Origin of the sequence: Pseudoxanthomonas daejeonensis (assembly GCF_022637495.1) — a bacterium.
Classification (GTDB): domain Bacteria; phylum Pseudomonadota; class Gammaproteobacteria; order Xanthomonadales; family Xanthomonadaceae; genus Pseudoxanthomonas; species Pseudoxanthomonas daejeonensis.
The window spans coordinates 1469249-1485440 of sequence record NZ_CP093331.1 but is presented as its reverse complement, the minus strand read 5'-3'; the positions used below and the strand labels follow the sequence as shown (position 1 = coordinate 1485440).

Genomic DNA, 16192 nt, shown 5'->3' with positions numbered 1-16192 from the left:
TCGGGGGGCCGGACTGACGCCCGGTATTCCCAGATGAATCCGCAAAGCACGCCTGGCGACTGCCATGCCATCGCCCAACGGTGCCGGCAAGCCGCGAGGCTGCAGCGGCGGTTCAGCGCGCGACGCCCGCCCATGGCGATCTGGATACCTGCGCGGTCACCTGCAGGGCCTTGTCGATCTGCAACCGGGCATCGGCCGGCGTGGTCGGCTGGGCCATGCCGACGAGGGCTTCGTCGCGCAGTTCGCTGCAGGGCAGCTGCCCGGGCGCGCTGCAGGCGATCCGGGTCAGCGGCGCCAGCATCGCGGTCCGCTGCGGGTTCTGCGCCGGGAAGCCGGCTTCGAGCTGCGCGCGCGCGGCCAGTGCTTCCGCCCAGCCCTCGCCGGGCGGCAGGCGGCCGGTGCGGACCAGGATTTCCAGTTCGTGCAGGCGGATCAGGGCGGCCATCGGACTGCGTTGCGCGCGATAGGCCGCGCGCGCGCGCTCCAGCAGCGGCAAGGCCTCGGCATCGCGGTCGAGCGCGACCAGGATCCGGCCGAGGTTGCTGTAGCGCGCCGCCAGCAGCGGCGAGTCTTCGCCGAACGCGGCGCGGATGCCGTCCAGCGCGGCACGGCTCAACGGTTCGGCCTCGGCCGCCCGCCCCATTTCGCGCAGCACGTCGGCGCGGTTGCCATTGCATACCTGCACGCCGGCATGGCCAGGTCCGGCCAGGACGGCGTAGCTGGCGGCGCATTCGGCCAGGCGCATCAGCGCGCCCTCGAAGTCGCCTGCCTTCAGCAGGAACACGCCGAAGTTGCCGAGGTACGCGGCCACCTCCGGATGGCTGCCACCACGCTCGTCGACCAGTTCGGCCAGCTGGGCCTCGTGCAGCTGGCGCGCCCGGTCGAAGTCGCCCAGGGTGGTCAGCGCCTCGGCCAGTGCGCCGCGGGTGGCGGCCAGTTCCGGCGTGGTCCGGTCGTAGATCTCCAGCTGGTTGGCCAGCACCGGTTCGAGCAGCGCGGCCGCGCGTGCCGCATCCCCCAGCCTGAGGACCGCGCGGGCATGCCGGGTGCGCACCTGCAGGGTGCTGGCATGGCCGCCGCCATCGCGTGCCGAGCGCATTCCGACCAGTTCGGCGTAGGTGCGCTCGGCGTCGCGCACGTAGCCCTGTCGGTCCTGCAACGAGGCGACCGCCAGCATCACTTCGTTGCACAGCTCGAACGGTTCCTGTCCACGGGCGCGGCACCAGGCCCGCATGCGTTCGCCGGTGGCCTGGGCACGGCCGGCGTGGTCCAGGCTGAGGTCGAGCATCTGTTGCAGCAGCAGCGCGCGGATGTGTCCCTCCGACTCCGGTGCCTTGCGCTCGAAGATCGCCAGCGCCTGCGCGGCCAGGGCCTCCGGATCCCCGCCCAGGCTGCGCTCGGACCACAGCGCCCGGGCACGCACCACCAGCGCGGTGGCGAACTCCGGGCTGTCCCGGCCATGCAGGCGTGCGCGCAGGTCGACCGCTTCGCCCGCCAGGTGTTCGGACTGGCGGTGTTCGCCCGCCGCCTGGGCGATCTCGGCCAGGGTCAGCAGCACGGTGGCCAGCAAGCGCGGCCGGCTGGCCAGGTCGTGGCGCGCATGGGCCGCGGCCGAGGTGACCAGCCGGGCCCGGTCCATCTCGCGTGCCTGCGCGGTGGAGGGCGCCAGTTCGCGCAGCAGCGAATCCAGGTAACGCAACTGCAGGCGTGCCTCTTCCGCGGCGAGCTCGGCCCGCTGCGCCTGCCACAGCACGCCCAGCCCACCACCCAGCAGCGATATCGCCAGGATCGCGGCAGCCGCCAGCGGCCAGCGGTTGCGCTGCAGGAAACGGCGCAGCCGGTACCCCGCACTCGGCGGCCTGGCCTGCACCGGCCGCCGGGTGCGGTAACGCTGCAGGTCGGCGACGAACGCCTCCACGCTGGGATAGCGACGCGCCGGTTCGCAGGCGAGCGCGCGCAGCAGGATCGCGTCGAGGTCACCGCGCAGGCGCGCGGCGAATCCATGCTCAAGGGTCCCGGCCGCGGCACGCGTGGCGCGTACCGACGGCGGCTCGGGCGCATCTTCGCGAAGCGGGTTCGCGGCATGCGGCGCGCTGCCGGTCAGCAGCCGGTAGGTGAGTGCGGCCAGGCCGTAGACATCGGCCGCCGTGCCGGTGTCCTGGCCGCTGAACTGCTCGGGCGGCGCGTATTCGGGGGTCAGCGCGCGCAGGTGGGTTCGGGTAACCGCGGCGGCCGAGAGCTCGCGCCCGATGCCGAAGTCGAGCAGGCGGACCAGGCCATCCTCGTCGACCAGCACGTTCGACGGCTTGATGTCGCGATGCACGACCAGGTTGCGGTGCGCATAGGCGAGCGCGTCGGCGACCTGCTCGACCAGGTCCAGGCGCGCCGGCAGGTCCAGCCCGCCGGCCTGGCACCACTGGTCGATGCGCTGCCCCTCCACCAGCTCCATCGCCAGCCAGGGGGTGCCGTCCTCGCCCACGCCGGCCTCGTACAGGGCGGCGATGTAGGGATGGCGCAGCCGGGCCAGCACCGACTGTTCGCGCAGGAACCGCTCGCGCCCACCGCGCGCCAGCGCTCCCAGGCTCAGGATCTTCAACGCCGCCTGCTGGCCTACCGGCGGGGTCACCGACCCGGCCCGGTAGACCACCGCCATGCCGCCTTCGCCGAGCCATTGCTCCAGCCGCCAGCGTCCCAGGTGGCGGCCTTCGAGGGACGGCTCCGGCGCCGGTTCCAGTTCGGAAATCGTGGCCACGGGGCGGTCCAGCACGCCCTCGCGTTCGCTGCCGGCGAGCAGCCTGCGCACCCGGGCGGCGATTTCCGGGCGCGGATTCAATGCCTGCAGGCGTGCCTCGCGCTCGCCGGGCGGCAGGTCCAGCAAGCCGTCGAGGATCGCGTCGGCGGCCTGCCAGGTCTCGCGCTCGCGCCGGTCCATGCGCGCATCACTCCAGCTGGGCGTGGAGGAACGCACGGGCGCGCTGCCACTGCCGGTAGACCGTCCGCTCCGAAATCCCGAGCACGGCGGCGACATCGGCGAACTCGAGGCCGCCGAAGTAGTGCAGTTCGACGATGTCGCGCTGCTGCGGCGCGATCTCGCCCAATTCCTGCAATGCTTCGTGCAGGTCGAGCACGTCCGGCTCCGGCCCGCCGGCCAGCGATTCGGTCAGGGTCACTTCCAGCAGGTCGCCGCCGCGCTTGCCGGCGGCCTTGCGCCGCGCGTGGTCGACCAGGATCCAGCGCATCGCCTTGGCCGCGGTGGTGAAGAAGTGGCGGCGATCGCTGCCGCTGAGCGGTTCGCCGCTGCTCGCGCGCAGGTACAGCTCGTGCACCAGCACCGTCGGGGTCAGCGTGCGCTCGCCGGGACGCAGTCGCGACGCGGCGATCTGCCGCAACTGCGGATAGAGCCGCTCGAAGACCTCGGACAGGTGCGCCGGTTCGCCCGCGCTCACCCGCTCCAGCAGCTGCGTGATCTCGTTCCCCATGAGTGACCGCACCATCCCCGGGCGCAGGCCCGGCTCAGAGGGTAGCCCGATTCGCGCGTCGCCGTCGGCAGGCACGGCCACTCATTGCGCGCGGGGCGAGCGCAGGTGATAGGTCGTCATCGCCGCCTGTTCGCCCTTGCGGGTCGGCGACACCAGGACCGAAACCTCGCGGCCTTCCTTGCGGAATGCGGCCATGCCGCCGCCACTGGCGGCGCGCGAGCTGCGCAGGGTCTTCCAGCCCTGGACGTGCATGGCCTGCTCGATCTCGTCGTTCAGCACCGCGCCCGGGCGCGGAACCATCGCCGACAGCACGTTGTTGCCCTCGTTCTGGGCCACCTGGCTGATCACCGCGCCTTCGGGAAGGTAGATGTCCTGCGGCCACCAGGCCGGCGGCGGCAGGCCTTCGCGGCTCGTCGCCAGCTGCATCTCCTGGCCATTGCCATCCTCGACCACCAGCCGGTCCCCCTCGTCCTTGACCTTGCCGTCGCTGGCCGCCTCGATCATCGCGCCGACGGCCTTGCCGGCCGCCTTGTCGGCCAGGTTCCCGGGCGCCGGGCCCGAACAGGCGGCCACGGCCAGCAACAGGGTTGGAATGGCGATCCGGTACATGGTGGTGCTCTCCTCTCCCGGGAAACGGGTGGCTGACCGGATATCCGCGATTTGTGCGCGGCAACTGCCACGCGGCGCTGGCAGCCGTGGGCCTTCGTTTGCGGATGTGCCAATGCCATCCCTCGAAACGGAATCCGCCATGCCCCTGCTGCCATCGCGTCCGCTCGTCCTGTCCTCGCTGCTGTTGTGCCTGGTCGTGCCGCCCGCCCTTTCCCAGGTCCGGGTCACCCCGCCGGTCGTGAAGCCGGTGAAGCCAGCGACGCCATCGCAGGCGCCGCAGCTGCACCTGGCCCGGATCGAGGGCCTGCGCGACAACGGTCCGGCCGCCATCGACCGGCCCCTGCCCGCGGGTTGGGCGCTGGCCGGTTTCGACCTGCGCTTCGGCAACGGCGACCACAAGCTGCGCCGGATCGGCGTGCTCGGCGAGGAACGCTTCGTCCGCTTCGCCCTGGCCGACAGCAACGGCGACGACCCGTTCAACGGCGCCGCGCGCCTGACCGCGCTGCCGGGGGTGCGCGTGCAGCAGGTCAGCGCCGAGGGCGGCGGCAAGTTCGAGATCCCCTTGCCCGGGCGCGCACCGGCCGATTCGACCCTGGTGCTGTCCGGCTTCGAGTTCCGCCGTGCCGACGGCACCGACGCCAACCTGCGCAATGTCGGCCTGTGGCTGGTACCGGAGCGTAATGTCGTCCAGGTCTCGTTGACCGACGACCAGGGCATGGATTTCCGCGGCCTGGAGGCGACCCTGGGTGCGGCCGCGGCCAGCGCCGTGATCCCGCTGCCGGGCCTGCTGGAAACCGCCACCGTGATGGCCGGCACCGGCGCGGCGACCAAGGGGATCGCGAAGATGTCCGGCAAGTACCGCGGCTACCGGGTAACGGTGCAGTACGCCTGGATCCCCAACGCGCTGGTCGCGCAGAAGGGCGCACTCGCCGGTACCCAGGCTCGCCGCGGCGCCACTCCGTCCAGCCGCATCGACGCGCTGCAGGGCTTCGAGTTCACCTTCAACAACAGCGACCACCACCTGCTGGGCCTGGGCATGAACAGCCGTGGCAATGGCGACGTGTTCTTCCAGGACAACAACACCGACGATCCACTGCAGTGGAGCGCGACCTACCTCACCCTGCGCGGCGGGCGCTGAACCGGCAGCCCGCCGGGCCTCAGCCCGCGCGGGCGTCCTGGTAGGCCTGCAGATGGGTCCAGGCGGCGCCCAGCAACGGCGCTGGCAAGCCGGCGCGGCGTGCGCGATGGAACAGGTCGCCGACGATCTGCAGCGCCTCCACCGGCCGGCCGGCCTCGAGATCGCGCAGCATCGAGGCGGTGACCGGCGAACCGGCGCGGACCAGCTGCCCGCGCGCGGTGCGTGCCTCGGCCTCCGGCACTGGCTGGCCTTCCGCGACGGCCACCGCCAGGCACTCCTCGTGCAGTGCAGCCATGAAGTCCGCTCCGCCTTCGGTGGCGACGATGCTGCCGACGCTGCCGCGCATCAGGCAGGTGCCGGCGGCGAGCGCGGCGAGGAAACTGAACTTGATCCACTGTGCCTGCGCGATGTCGGTGGCGAGCAGATGGTCGACCCCGGCCGTGGTGCACGCCGCCGCCAGTTGCTGCAGGACGCCGGTGCCGGCGTTTCCCTCGCGCAGGCCGAAAGTGATCGAGGCGGGTCGCCCCATGTGCACGACTTCGCCTTCGCCGCCGAGCGTGGCGCTGATGAAGCACAGGCCACCGAGCACGCGTTCGCGGCCGAAGCGTGCGTCGAGCGCGTCGTAGTGCAGAAGGCCGTTGAGGATCGGCAGGATCCGCGTCTCCGGGCCGATCGCGGCGGCGATCGCGTCCATCGCGCTGGCCAGGTCGTAAGCCTTGCAGCTGAGCAGGACCAGGTCGAACGGCGGCAGTGCCGGCAGCTCGTCGATGGTGACGGCCGCCACCGCGAGGTCCGCATCGCCCAGTTCGCTGCGGATGCGCAGGCCCTGTCCGCGGAGCAGGGTCGCGCGCGCGGGACGCACCAGGAAGGTCACGTCCGCACCGGACTGGGCGAGCCTGCCGCCGAAGTAGCCGCCCGTGCCGCCGGCGCCGAGGACGAGGATGCGCATGGCTGCGCTCAGCTGCGCAGGCCCACGCCGCGGCGCAGCAGCCACAGCGACAGCGCCGAGAGCGCGGCGACGAAGGCCAGCATCAGTGCATAGGCCACCCACAAAGGCACGTCGGAACTGCCGAGCAGGCCGAAGCGGAATGCGTTGACCATGTAGAAGATCGGGTTGGCGTGGGTCAGCACCTGCGCCCAGCCGGGTAGCAGGGTGACCGAATAGAACACGCCGCCCAGGTAGGTCAGCGGGGTCAGGATGAAGGTCGGCACGATCGCCACGTCGTCGAACTTCTTGGCGTACACCGCGTTGACGAAGCCGGCCAGGGCGAAGATCGTCGAGCCCAGCAGCACCGTGCTGAACGTCACCAGCGGATGCGGCACGCGCACCGGGGTGAAGAACATCGCGATCAGCAGCACGATGACGCCGACCATCATCCCGCGCAGCACCGCGCCGGAGACGTAGCCCCACAGGATCACCCAGTTCGGCATCGGGCTGACCAGCAGTTCCTCGACATGGCGGCCGAACTTGGCGCCGAAGAACGAAGAGCTGATGTTGCCGTAGCTGTTCTGGATCACGCTCATCATCACCAGGCCCGGGACGATGAACTGCATGTAGCTGAAGCCGCCCATGTCGCCGATCTTCGAGCCGATCAGGCCGCCGAAGATCAGGAAATACAGGGTCATGGTGATCGCCGGCGGCACCAGGGTCTGGCCCCAGATGCGCAGGATGCGGCGGACCTCGCGGCGCACGATCGTGCCCAGCGCGATCCAGTTGCGCGTCGCGTCGCTGCGGGTCGCGGCCGCGGTGGCGGCAGTATCGATATTGCCGCTCATGCGGTGGCCTCCCGCTTCGGGCCGGTCAGGCGCACGAACAGTTCTTCCAGCCGGTTGCTCTTGGTCCGCATCGAGCGCACGCGGATGCCGGCGGCTTCCAGCGCCGCGAACACGCGGTTGAGGTCCATCGCACGCGGCATGTCCAGGTCCAGGGTGTGGTCGTCGGTGGCGACCAGGGTGGTGCCCTCGATCACCGGCAACTGGGCGGGCAAGGCGCCGTCGATGTCGAACAGGAAACCTTCCACGTCCAGCTTGGCCAGCAGTGCGCGCATCGGTCCGGATTCGACGATCGTGCCGCGATCGATGATCGCCAGGTGCCGGCACAGGCTCTCGGCTTCTTCCAGGTAATGCGTGGTCAGGATGATGGTGGTGCCGGCGGCGTTGATCTCGCGCAGCACCCGCCACATGTCGCGGCGGATCTCGATGTCCACGCCAGCGGTCGGTTCGTCCAGGATCAGCAGCCGCGGCCGGGTCATCATCGCCCGGGCGATCATCAGCCGCCGCTTCATGCCGCCCGACAGGGTGCGGCTCATCACCCGCGCCTTTTCCCACAGGTGGGCGCGGCGCAGTTCGACCTCAGCCATCGCCTCGGCCTCCTCACGCGGGATCCCGTAGAAGCCGGCGTAGTTGACCAGGATGTCGAACGGCTGCTCGAACAGGTTGAAGTTGATCTCCTGCGGGACCAGGCCGATCTGCCGCATCGCATCGCTGCGGCGGGCGACCAGGTCGATGCCGAACACTTCCACCGAGCCCGCCGTGAGGTTGACCAGCGAACTGGTGATGCCGATCAGGGTCGACTTGCCGGCGCCATTGGGGCCGAGCAGGGCGAAGAAGTCGCCCGGCGCGACGTCCAGCGAAACGCCCTTGAGCGCTTCGACGCCGTTTTCATAGGTCTTGCGCAGGTCGCGCACGCGCAACGCGGGCGCAGCGGCATCGCCGTGGGAAATCATGGAGGCCTTCGCGCCGGGTGCCGGCGCCTGCTCGTGGGCAACGGCTATTATAGGTCGCCGCCGGGTCCGGACCCGGCTACAGACTGTTGCGAAAACAAACCATCGTGCCCGTCCACTTCCCGCTCCGCCTCGTCGACCGCCGCATGCTGGCGCCCACCATCGGCCACTACGTGCTGGCCCGCGACGATGGCCAGCCGCTGGATTTCATCCCCGGCCAGTTCATCCAGATCCACTTCGACTATGCCGACGGCACGCCCGCGCGGCGCAGCTATTCGCTGGCCACCATCCACGACCACGCGCTGGGTCCGGGCGAGGCGGTGGAAATCGCGGTCAGCCACGTGGCCGGCGGCGCCGCCACCGCGCTGTTCGAAGGGCTGGCGGTCGGCGACCGGATCAGTGCCAGCGGACCCTATGGCCGCTTCTGCCTGATGCCCGGCGACCACAACCGGCGCTACCTGCTGATCGGCACCGGTACCGGGGTGACCCCCTACCGCTCGATGCTGCCGGTGCTGGCCCAGCTGATGGCCGAACGCGACATCGAGGTGGTCGTGCTGTCCGGCGCGCGCACCCCGGGCGAGCTGCTGTATGCCGAGGACTTCCGCGCCTTCGCCGAGGCGCACCCGCGCTTCCGCTACGTGCCCTGCCTGTCGCGGGAGATGCCCGAACCCGGTTCGCCACACGCGCATGCCGACGTGCGCCACGGCTACGTACAGCAGCAGCTGGCCGGATTCGCCCCGGACCCGGCCACCGACATCGCCTACCTGTGCGGCAACCCGGACATGGTCGACGCCAGTTTCGACGCGCTGAAGGGCTACGGACTGCCGATTCCGCAGATCCGCCGCGAGAAGTACGTCAGCAACAAGTAGCCGCGGCGCCACGCAGCCTCGCCGGCCCAACCCGACGCCCGAAGCCATTGCACCGCTCCATCGGGCGGCCGTGCCGGCTGGCCTGGGCCCGGGGATGCTGTAAAGGTCGCTTGACAGCCCGCCGGGATGCGTCCTATCGTCTGTCAAGCTTCCTTTACATGGTGCTCGCAATGACTCCAACGTCGAATCGGGGCGGCATAAGCGCCGGCCTCCTGACCTGCGGCGTGGCCTTCCTGGTCATGGCCCTGCTGGGCGACGACCCGTCCGGCTTCCTGGGCGTGGGTCTGGCCCTGGCGGGCACTGCCATCGCGAGTACGGGTCGTTGCCCCCGGGGAGCGGCGCCATGAAGCGATCGGCCTCCTGGCTCCTGCTCGCGCTTGCCGTGCTGTCCGGCCTGGCCGCCGCGATCCTGCCGCGGGCGCTCCCCGGCCTAATCCCCGGCTGGCTCGGCTCCGCCCTGTTCGTGCTGGCCCTGGTCCTCGCCTTTAGTTCGCTGATGCGCTGGCAGCTGCCGGACAGTTGCGATTCCGCGTCACCTGGCCTGCGCCGGCGCTACACGCGTGAACTGATGCTGGCGATGGGCGCCTACGTGCTGATCCTGTTCGCCTCGGTCTGGCTGCTGCGGCACATCGAAGCGCCCGCGTTGCGCGCCCTGGTCGCTCTGTTGCCGGTGCCGCCGATCGCCTTGGCCCTGCGCGCCATCGTCCGCTTCATCCGTGATTCGGACGAGATGCAGCAGCGCATCGAGCTGGAGGCCGTATGCATCGCCACCGGGTTCGTCTCGCTGCTCTACTTGGCAGGCGGTTTCCTGCAGACGGCGAAGGTCATCGACGTCCCGGCCGCGGCCGCGCTGATCTGGCTGTTCCCGCTGGTCTGCCTCACCTACGGCCTGGCCAAGGCCGTGGTCTCGCGGCGCTACCGGTAGCTCGCGCCGATGAAGAACCACCTGCGCGAACTGCGCGAGGCCAAGGCCTGGTCGCAAGGCGAACTGGCCGAGCGGCTGGAAGTATCGCGACAGACCATCAACGCGCTGGAGACCGGCAAGTACGACCCGAGCCTGCCATTGGCGTTCAAGATCGCGCGGCTGTTCGGCTTGCAGATCGAGGACGTGTTCCTGCCGGAGGAACCATGAGCCGATCTCCTCCCGCGAGCCGCGCATTCCGTTTCCACCTTTCCACGCAACCACGAGGGGCCGTTTCGATGATGTCCCGCACGACCCGTATTTCCACCCTTGCCGCAATGGCCGTCTCGGCCACGCTGCTCGCCGGCTGCGATTCCGCGCAGACGCCCGAGCGTGCGGCTTCCTCCACGCGCCACTACGGCGCCATCGCCTTCGAACCCTGCACCCTGGCCAGTGGCATCTCCGCCGGCAACGTGCAGGCGCAGTGCGCAACATTCGAAGTCCCGGAGAACCGCGCCGCGCCCGACGGCCGGCGGATCCGGCTCAACCTGGCCTGGTTGCCGGCGACCGAGGAAGGTTCGGCCAGCGAAGACCCGGTGTTCTTCCTCGCCGGCGGCCCGGGCCAGTCGGCGGTGCAGGTGTGGCCGCAACTGGACCCGGCCTTCAAGGACGTGCGCAAGCAGCGCCACATCGTGCTGGTGGACCAGCGCGGCACCGGCGGCTCCAACCTGCTTTCGTGCACGCCCGAAGGCGAGGACGACGAGCCGCAGGTCACCGCCACGCCCGATGCCGCGGCGATCGCCGACTTCGCGCGACGCTGCGCCGAACAGGCGGCCGACCGTGCAGACCCGCGCTTCTACACCACGACCGATGCCATCGCCGACCTGGACGCGGTTCGAGAGGCGATCGGCGCGCAGAAGATCAACCTCGTCGGCGGCTCCTATGGCACGCGCGTGGCGCAGCAGTACGCCGCCCGGTATCCGCAGCACGTGCGCAGTCTTGTCATCGATGGCGTCGCGCCGAACGACCTGGTGGTCGGCGGCGAGTTCGCGCATACCTTCGAGGACGCGCTGAAGCTGCAGTCGGCGCAGTGCCGGGAATTGCCCGCGTGCGCCAAGCGCTTCCCGCAGGATGCGCGCAGCCAGCTCGACACGCTGGTGTCGCGCCTGCGCGAAGCCCCGGCCCAGGTCGAGTACCGCGACCCGGCCACGGGCGAGAGCCGCACCGGCACGGTCAGTGCCGACACGGTCACCGGCCTGGCCTTCATGTTCTCGTACATGCCGCAGACCGCATCGCTGCTGCCGCTGGTGCTGGACGAAGCCAGCCAGGGCCGCTATGCGCCGCTGATGTCGCTGCACGACCTGATGGGTCGCAACATGGGCGGCTCGATGGCGCGCGGCATGCAGTGGTCGGTGATCTGCGCAGAGGACGCCGACCGTTACCAGGAAGGCGGCGCGGAAGGCACGCTGCTCGGTTCGGACGTGGCGCGCATGTTCTTCGCGGCGTGCCCCGCGTGGCCGCACGGCAGCCGCCCGGAAGGTTTCACCGCGCCACTGGCGTCGGACGTGCCCGTGCTGCTGCTGTCGGGCGAGTTCGATCCGGTGACGCCGCCGCACTATGCCGAGCGCGTACTGCAGACCCTGCCCAATGGCCGCCACCTGGTTCTGCGCGGGCAGGCCCACGGCACCTTGGGCCTGGGGTGCATGCCCAGGCTGCTGGGCCAGTTCCTCGAATCCACCGATGCCAAGGCGCTGGATGCCAGCTGCCTGGACTCGATGACCTACGTGCCGCCTTTCACCAGTTTCAACGGATGGGAACCCTGATGCGCCGACACATTCCAGCGGGAGCCGCGCCATGATCCGCGCCCACGACCTGCACAAGAGCTTCAAGACCAAGACCGGTACGGTGAACGCGGTATCCGGCGTGAGCTTCGAGGCCCACGACGGCCAGATCACCGGACTGCTCGGCCCCAACGGCGCCGGCAAGACCACCACCCTGCGCATGCTCTACACGTTGATGAGGCCCGACCAGGGCCGGATCGAGGTGGATGGCGTGGACCCGGCCGTGGACCCGGTCGCGGTGCGCCGCGCGCTGGGCGTGCTGCCCGACGCACGCGGCGTGTACAAGCGCCTGACCGCGCGCGAGAACATCGCCTACTTCGGGCGGCTGCACGGCATTCCCGCTGCGCGCGTGGCCGAGCGCATCGCCACGCTGTCGTCGGCGCTGGACATGGGCGAAATCCTCGATCGCCAGACCGAAGGCTTTTCGCAGGGCCAGCGCACCAAGACCGCGATCGCGCGCGCGCTGGTCCACGACCCGCGCAACGTGATCCTCGACGAACCCACCAACGGCCTGGACGTGATGACCACCCGGGCGATGCGTGACTTCCTGCGCGGCCTGCGCAACGAGGGACGCTGCGTGATCTTCTCCAGCCACATCATGCAGGAGGTGGCCGCGCTCTGCGATCGCATCGTCATCGTCGCCAAGGGCCAGGTCGTGGCTGAAGGCACCGCCGACCAGCTGCGCGAGCAGACCGGCGAAAGCAACCTGGAAGACGCCTTCGTCAAGGTGATCGGCTCGGAGGAGGGCCTGCACGCATGAGTACGCTGTCGACGATGTGGATCGTGATGCTGAAGGAGCTGCGCGACATCGGCCGCGACCGGCGCACCCTCGCCCTGACCCTGCTGCTGGGACCGCTGCTGTTCCCTGCGCTGATCCTGGGCATGGGCACGCTCGCCGAGAAGCGGGCAAAGACCCAGATCGACAAGGTCCTGGAGATCCCGGTCATCGGCATGGAGCGCGCGCCGAACCTGGTCGCATTCCTCGCCAGCCAGGGGATCAAGGCGGTCGAAGCGCCTTCGGACCTGGAAGCGGCGCTGCGCGATCAGCGCCAGGACGTGGGCCTGCGCATCTCCGAAAGTTTCGCCGAGGACTGGCGTGCCGGCCGACCGGCGCTGGTGGAGGTGATGCTGGACAGCACGCAGCGTGACTCGGGCATTCCCGGGCAGCGCCTGCGCGGGGCGCTGGCGGCCTACAGCGGCCAGGTCGGTGCTTTGCGCCTGCTGGCTCGCGGTATGGATCCGTCGGTGGCGCAGCCGGTCAACACCGGCACGCTGGACGTGTCCACGCCGGAGGCCAAGCGCGGCCTGATGCTGTCGGTGATGCTGCCGTACTTCCTGATCATCACCGCGTTCCTCGGAGGTGCGGCGCTGGTGCTGGACGCCACCGCCGGCGAGCGCGAGCGGCAGACCCTGGAACCGCTGCTGGCCACGCCCGCCGCACGCGGCGCAATCGTCTCCGGCAAGATCATCGCCGCCTGCCTGCTGGGCGTGGTGTCGTTGCTGCTTTCGCTGCTGGCGATCAAGCTCAGCGCGCAGTTCGCCACCGGCATGGCCCGCTCGCTGGACATGTCGATGCTGTCGATCGCCAGGATGCTGTTCGTGCTGCTGCCGATGCTGCTGATCGGCACCTCGCTGCTCACCTTCCTGGCCGCCGCGGCCAAGAGCCTGAAGGAAGCGCAGAGCCACATGACCTGGCTGATGCTGCTGCCGATGATCCCGACCATGATGCTGATGGTGAATCCCGTGAAGACCCAGCTGTGGCAGTTCGCGGTGCCGTTCCTGGCGCAGAACCAGCTGCTGCTGAAGGTGATCCGCGCCGAGCCGATCTCCGCGCAGGTATGGGCGGTCTACCTGGGTTGCAGCCTGGGCCTGGCCTTGCTGCTGTGGCTGGCGTCGGTGATGCGTTACCGGCAGGAGAAGCTGGCGATCTCGACCTGAGTCATCCGCGACCCCAGGTCGCGGATGGAAGCAATAAAAAAGGCCCGGCATTGCCGGGCCTTTTTCCTGTCATGAAGGACGCGATCAACCGCCGGGGTTGAACGCCACCGTGCGACGCGTGGTCACCGGCGCGTCGACCGGCTCGAAGCGCCAGCGACGGACCGCGTTGAGCGCTTCGCGATCGAAGGTGCGCGCCGGATTGGCACGCAGCACGCGGGCATCGGTGACCGCACCGTCGGTGCCGACCGTGAACTCGACCAGCACCTCGCCCGAGGTCCCGGCGCGCAGCGCGTCGGGCGGGTAGCGCGGCGACGGCATGCTGATCGGACGCAGGCTGCGCTGCGCCGGTGCGGCGGCCTGCGCCGCCGGAGCGGCCTGCTGCTGCGCGGCGGCCTGTCGGGCCGCGGCTTCGCGCTGCTGTTCGGCTTCGCGCGCGGCCGCCTGGCGGGCGGCTTCCTGCTGTTCGGCCAGGCGACGGGCGGCGTCGGCTTCGGCGGCCTGCTGCTGGACCTGCTGCTGCGCCTGGGCCTGCACGCGGGCCTCGGCGTCGGCCTTGGCGCGGTTGGCCTCGGCCTCGCTGCGCTGGGCCACGGCCTGCTGCGAGGTGGTGATGCTCTGGCGGATGCGCGGCAGCGCCGGCGCGGTCTTGTCGGCCTTCTCGATCAGGGCGACGAGACGCTGGGCTTCTTCGAACTGTTCGCGCGCCACGGCCTGTTCGGCGGCGATGAGCGTGTACGGCATCAGGTCGGTCAGCGCGCTGGAAACGGCCGCGTCATCGGGCAGCTTGTCGCGCAAGGCCAGGTAGTACTCCATGGCGTTGTCGCCCGCCGGTGCGTACATCCGGTTCTCGCGCAGCGCCTGGCTGGCGGCATCACGCAGCTGGTCGGCGCCCATCGCCTGCACGGTCGCGGCGACCGCAGGGGCGGGCGGGGTGGCCGCCGGAGTCGCGGCGGGCTGGTTGGCCGCGGCCGGCGTGGTCGCGGCCGGCGCGGCTTCTTCCTGCTTGGAGCAGGCGCCGAGGACGGCAGCCAGCATCAGGCACGCGCACAGCCGCGATTTCGGCGAAATCGTCATGGACAGCATTCGGTACTCCCCCGTGGAAAAGCATGTGGTACAGCCGGATCGCGTCCCCTAGATCGCGCAATCCGCCCGGGATTGTCAACCGCGAGGGGCCCGGCCACAAGCCGCGCCGGGTCCGGGGCAGCGCGGCCACGCACCGGATCCGGGTGAAAACGTGATGCCGGTCATGCCGCCCGAGTCTATTTGCCGATGCAGAAGCTCGAGAAGATATGGCCCAGCAGCTCGTCGGCGCTGGTCTGCCCGGTGATCAGGCCCAGGGCCTGGTGGGCCAGGCGCAGTTCCTCGGCCGCCAGTTCCATCCGCTCGGCCGACAGCTCGGCGGCCGCGGCAAGAGCGTGGCCGAGGGTCTCGCGCAGGCCCTCGACCTGTCGCCCGCGTGCGCTGAATTCGCCTTCCGCGGCATCCGGCGCGCCACCGGCAGCCAGCCGCCGCAGGGCGGCGTGCAGGTGATCCAGCCCCGCGCCGGTCAGCGCCGAGACGTGCACCTCATCGGCACCGGGCGGCACGGTCGCGTGCCGGGAATCGAGCAGGTCGGCCTTGTTCAGGATCCACAGCCGCGCCGGCACGCCGGCAGAGGCTTCTTCCAGCGCGGGCCGCCCTGTGTCCGGATCGGTCGCGTCCAGGACCAGCAGGGCGACGTCGGCGCGCTGCAACTCGGCATGCGCGCGGCGCATGCCTTCGCGTTCGATCGCATCGCCGCCGTCGCGCAGGCCGGCAGTGTCCGAAAGCTCCAGCTCCAGCCCGTCGATGCGGACGGTCTCGCGCAACACGTCGCGGGTGGTACCGGCGATGTCTGCCACGATGGCGCGCGCATCGCCGGCCAGTGCATTGAGCAGCGAGCTCTTGCCGGCATTGGGCGGCCCCAGCAGCACCGCGTGCAGGCCGTCGCGCAGGCGGCGCCCGCGCTCGGCTTCGACGATCAAACGTCGCAACTCGTCGCACAGCCGGCCCAGGTCACCGCGCACCTGCACGATGCCGAGCGTCTCGATCGGCTCGTCGACGAAATCGATCGCCGCTTCCACGTGGACCCGCAACCGCAGCAGGGTCGCGGCGATCGCATCGATCCTTTGCGAAAACACGCCTTCCAGCGACCTGCGCGCCGCGCGCGCCGCGCGCAGGTCGGCCGCGGCGATCAGGTCGGCGATGGCCTCGGCCTGGACCAGGTCGACCTTGCCGTTGAGGAAGGCGCGTTCGCTGAACTCGCCCGGCCGTGCCGGGCGCGCGCCCAGTTCGCAGCAGCGCTCGACCAGCCGGCGCAGCAGCACGGGGCTGCCGTGCGCCTGCAGTTCGGCCACGTCCTCGCCGGTGAAGCTGTGCGGACCCGGGAAGGCCAGGGCGATGCCGTCATCGATGGGCTGGCCATCGGCGTCGGAAAAGACGGCTCGCGCGGCGCGACGCGGCAGCAGGCCGCGCGCGGCGATCGCCTCGGCGATGGCCAATGCACGCGGCCCGGAGAGGCGCACGATGCCGACGCCACCGGCCCCTGGCGCGGTGGCGATCGCGGCGATGGTGTCGTTGCCGGCGGGCGGGCGGGTGTTCATCGCCGCAGAGTCTGGCACAGCAAAAACCCGCCGGTCGGGCGGGTTTTTGCTGGTGCGGCTGGGGCCGGCCGGA

The 16192-nt window shown here is 70.5% G+C and carries 15 protein-coding genes; 7 read left to right on the top strand and 8 right to left on the bottom strand.

Going from position 1 to position 16192, the window contains the following annotated elements:
- Positions 1-112: 112 nt before the first annotated feature.
- The 3 genes from MNQ95_RS06720 to MNQ95_RS06710 form a co-directional block, all read right to left on the bottom strand.
- A complete protein-coding gene (locus MNQ95_RS06720) occupies positions 113-2932 on the bottom strand; it encodes a serine/threonine-protein kinase (protein WP_241954185.1) in 2820 nt (939 codons plus the stop codon).
- A gap of 7 nt (positions 2933-2939) precedes the next feature.
- The gene (locus MNQ95_RS06715; protein ID WP_241954184.1) at positions 2940-3479 is read right to left on the bottom strand and encodes an ECF-type sigma factor; all 540 of its coding nucleotides are present in this window, start codon (positions 3477-3479) and stop codon (positions 2940-2942) included.
- Positions 3480-3560: 81 nt separating this feature from the next.
- Positions 3561-4088 (bottom strand): hypothetical protein, encoded by a 528-nt coding sequence (locus MNQ95_RS06710; protein ID WP_162408213.1) that lies wholly within the window; start codon positions 4086-4088, stop codon positions 3561-3563.
- A 139-nt stretch (positions 4089-4227) separates the two neighbouring features.
- On the opposite strand from MNQ95_RS06710, the gene MNQ95_RS06705 reads away from it, so the two are divergent.
- Positions 4228-5226 (top strand): hypothetical protein, encoded by a 999-nt coding sequence (locus MNQ95_RS06705; protein WP_162408212.1) that lies wholly within the window; start codon positions 4228-4230, stop codon positions 5224-5226.
- Between the two features lie 19 nt (positions 5227-5245).
- Here the strand turns inward: MNQ95_RS06705 and panE are convergent, their stop codons facing one another.
- Genes panE through MNQ95_RS06690 form a run of 3 tightly spaced genes read right to left on the bottom strand, consistent with a single transcriptional unit; the run spans position 5246 to position 7952 of the window.
- Entirely contained in the window at positions 5246-6175 is a 930-nt protein-coding gene (gene panE / locus MNQ95_RS06700; protein ID WP_241954183.1) for a 2-dehydropantoate 2-reductase, read from the bottom strand.
- Between the two features lie 8 nt (positions 6176-6183).
- Positions 6184-7002 carry an ABC transporter permease gene (locus MNQ95_RS06695; protein ID WP_162408210.1) on the bottom strand — a complete coding sequence of 273 codons (819 nt, stop codon included), beginning with the start codon at positions 7000-7002 and terminating at the stop codon, positions 6184-6186.
- Positions 6999-7952, bottom strand: coding sequence for an ABC transporter ATP-binding protein (locus MNQ95_RS06690; protein WP_162408209.1), 954 nt, complete (start codon positions 7950-7952; stop codon positions 6999-7001). Before MNQ95_RS06690 ends, MNQ95_RS06695 begins: the two co-directional genes overlap by 4 nt.
- Positions 7953-8095: 143 nt before the next feature.
- Between MNQ95_RS06690 and MNQ95_RS06685 the strand changes: the two genes are divergently transcribed.
- The 6 genes from MNQ95_RS06685 (at position 8096) to MNQ95_RS06660 (ending at position 13498) form a co-directional block, all read left to right on the top strand.
- On the top strand, positions 8096-8818 hold the full coding sequence (locus MNQ95_RS06685) for an FAD-binding oxidoreductase (RefSeq protein ID WP_238390229.1): 723 nt from the start codon (positions 8096-8098) through the stop codon (positions 8816-8818).
- Between the two features lie 343 nt (positions 8819-9161).
- On the top strand, positions 9162-9743 hold the full coding sequence (locus tag MNQ95_RS06680; RefSeq protein WP_162408207.1) for a hypothetical protein: 582 nt from the start codon (positions 9162-9164) through the stop codon (positions 9741-9743).
- 9 nt (positions 9744-9752) lie between these two features.
- A complete protein-coding gene (locus MNQ95_RS06675; RefSeq protein WP_162408206.1) occupies positions 9753-9950 on the top strand; it encodes a helix-turn-helix transcriptional regulator in 198 nt (65 codons plus the stop codon).
- 71 nt (positions 9951-10021) lie between these two features.
- Positions 10022-11542 carry an alpha/beta hydrolase gene (locus MNQ95_RS06670; RefSeq protein ID WP_425605719.1) on the top strand — a complete coding sequence of 507 codons (1521 nt, stop codon included), beginning with the start codon at positions 10022-10024 and terminating at the stop codon, positions 11540-11542.
- Between the two features lie 31 nt (positions 11543-11573).
- Complete coding sequence (locus MNQ95_RS06665) at positions 11574-12320, top strand: ABC transporter ATP-binding protein (RefSeq protein ID WP_162408204.1); 747 nt, start codon at positions 11574-11576, stop codon at positions 12318-12320.
- Positions 12317-13498: an ABC transporter permease gene (locus MNQ95_RS06660; protein WP_162408203.1), complete on the top strand. Its 1182-nt coding sequence runs from the start codon at positions 12317-12319 to the stop codon at positions 13496-13498. The genes MNQ95_RS06665 and MNQ95_RS06660 overlap by 4 nt, the downstream gene beginning before the upstream one ends.
- An 84-nt stretch (positions 13499-13582) precedes the next feature.
- Here the strand turns inward: MNQ95_RS06660 and MNQ95_RS06655 are convergent, their stop codons facing one another.
- Positions 13583-14581, bottom strand: a complete 999-nt coding sequence (locus tag MNQ95_RS06655) for an energy transducer TonB (RefSeq protein ID WP_241954181.1) — start codon at positions 14579-14581, stop codon at positions 13583-13585.
- A 176-nt stretch (positions 14582-14757) separates the two neighbouring features.
- Complete coding sequence (gene mnmE / locus MNQ95_RS06650) at positions 14758-16119, bottom strand: tRNA uridine-5-carboxymethylaminomethyl(34) synthesis GTPase MnmE (RefSeq protein WP_241954180.1); 1362 nt, start codon at positions 16117-16119, stop codon at positions 14758-14760.
- Positions 16120-16192: the final 73 nt, after the last annotated feature.

Coding starts and splice junctions, on each gene's coding strand:
- MNQ95_RS06695 (WP_162408210.1), bottom strand. CDS start 7,002: ATGAGCGGCAATATCGATACTGCCGCCACCGCGGCCGCGACCCGCAGC.
- MNQ95_RS06680 (WP_162408207.1), top strand. CDS start 9,162: ATGAAGCGATCGGCCTCCTGGCTCCTGCTCGCGCTTGCCGTGCTGTCC.
- MNQ95_RS06660 (WP_162408203.1), top strand. CDS start 12,317: ATGAGTACGCTGTCGACGATGTGGATCGTGATGCTGAAGGAGCTGCGC.
- panE (WP_241954183.1), bottom strand. CDS start 6,175: ATGCGCATCCTCGTCCTCGGCGCCGGCGGCACGGGCGGCTACTTCGGC.
- MNQ95_RS06710 (WP_162408213.1), bottom strand. CDS start 4,088: ATGTACCGGATCGCCATTCCAACCCTGTTGCTGGCCGTGGCCGCCTGT.
- MNQ95_RS06670 (WP_425605719.1), top strand. CDS start 10,022: ATGTCCCGCACGACCCGTATTTCCACCCTTGCCGCAATGGCCGTCTCG.
- MNQ95_RS06705 (WP_162408212.1), top strand. CDS start 4,228: ATGCCCCTGCTGCCATCGCGTCCGCTCGTCCTGTCCTCGCTGCTGTTG.
- MNQ95_RS06715 (WP_241954184.1), bottom strand. CDS start 3,479: ATGGGGAACGAGATCACGCAGCTGCTGGAGCGGGTGAGCGCGGGCGAA.
- MNQ95_RS06685 (WP_238390229.1), top strand. CDS start 8,096: ATGCTGGCGCCCACCATCGGCCACTACGTGCTGGCCCGCGACGATGGC.
- MNQ95_RS06690 (WP_162408209.1), bottom strand. CDS start 7,952: ATGATTTCCCACGGCGATGCCGCTGCGCCCGCGTTGCGCGTGCGCGAC.
- MNQ95_RS06665 (WP_162408204.1), top strand. CDS start 11,574: ATGATCCGCGCCCACGACCTGCACAAGAGCTTCAAGACCAAGACCGGT.
- MNQ95_RS06655 (WP_241954181.1), bottom strand. CDS start 14,581: ATGCTGTCCATGACGATTTCGCCGAAATCGCGGCTGTGCGCGTGCCTG.
- MNQ95_RS06675 (WP_162408206.1), top strand. CDS start 9,753: ATGAAGAACCACCTGCGCGAACTGCGCGAGGCCAAGGCCTGGTCGCAA.
- MNQ95_RS06720 (WP_241954185.1), bottom strand. CDS start 2,932: ATGGACCGGCGCGAGCGCGAGACCTGGCAGGCCGCCGACGCGATCCTC.
- mnmE (WP_241954180.1), bottom strand. CDS start 16,119: ATGAACACCCGCCCGCCCGCCGGCAACGACACCATCGCCGCGATCGCC.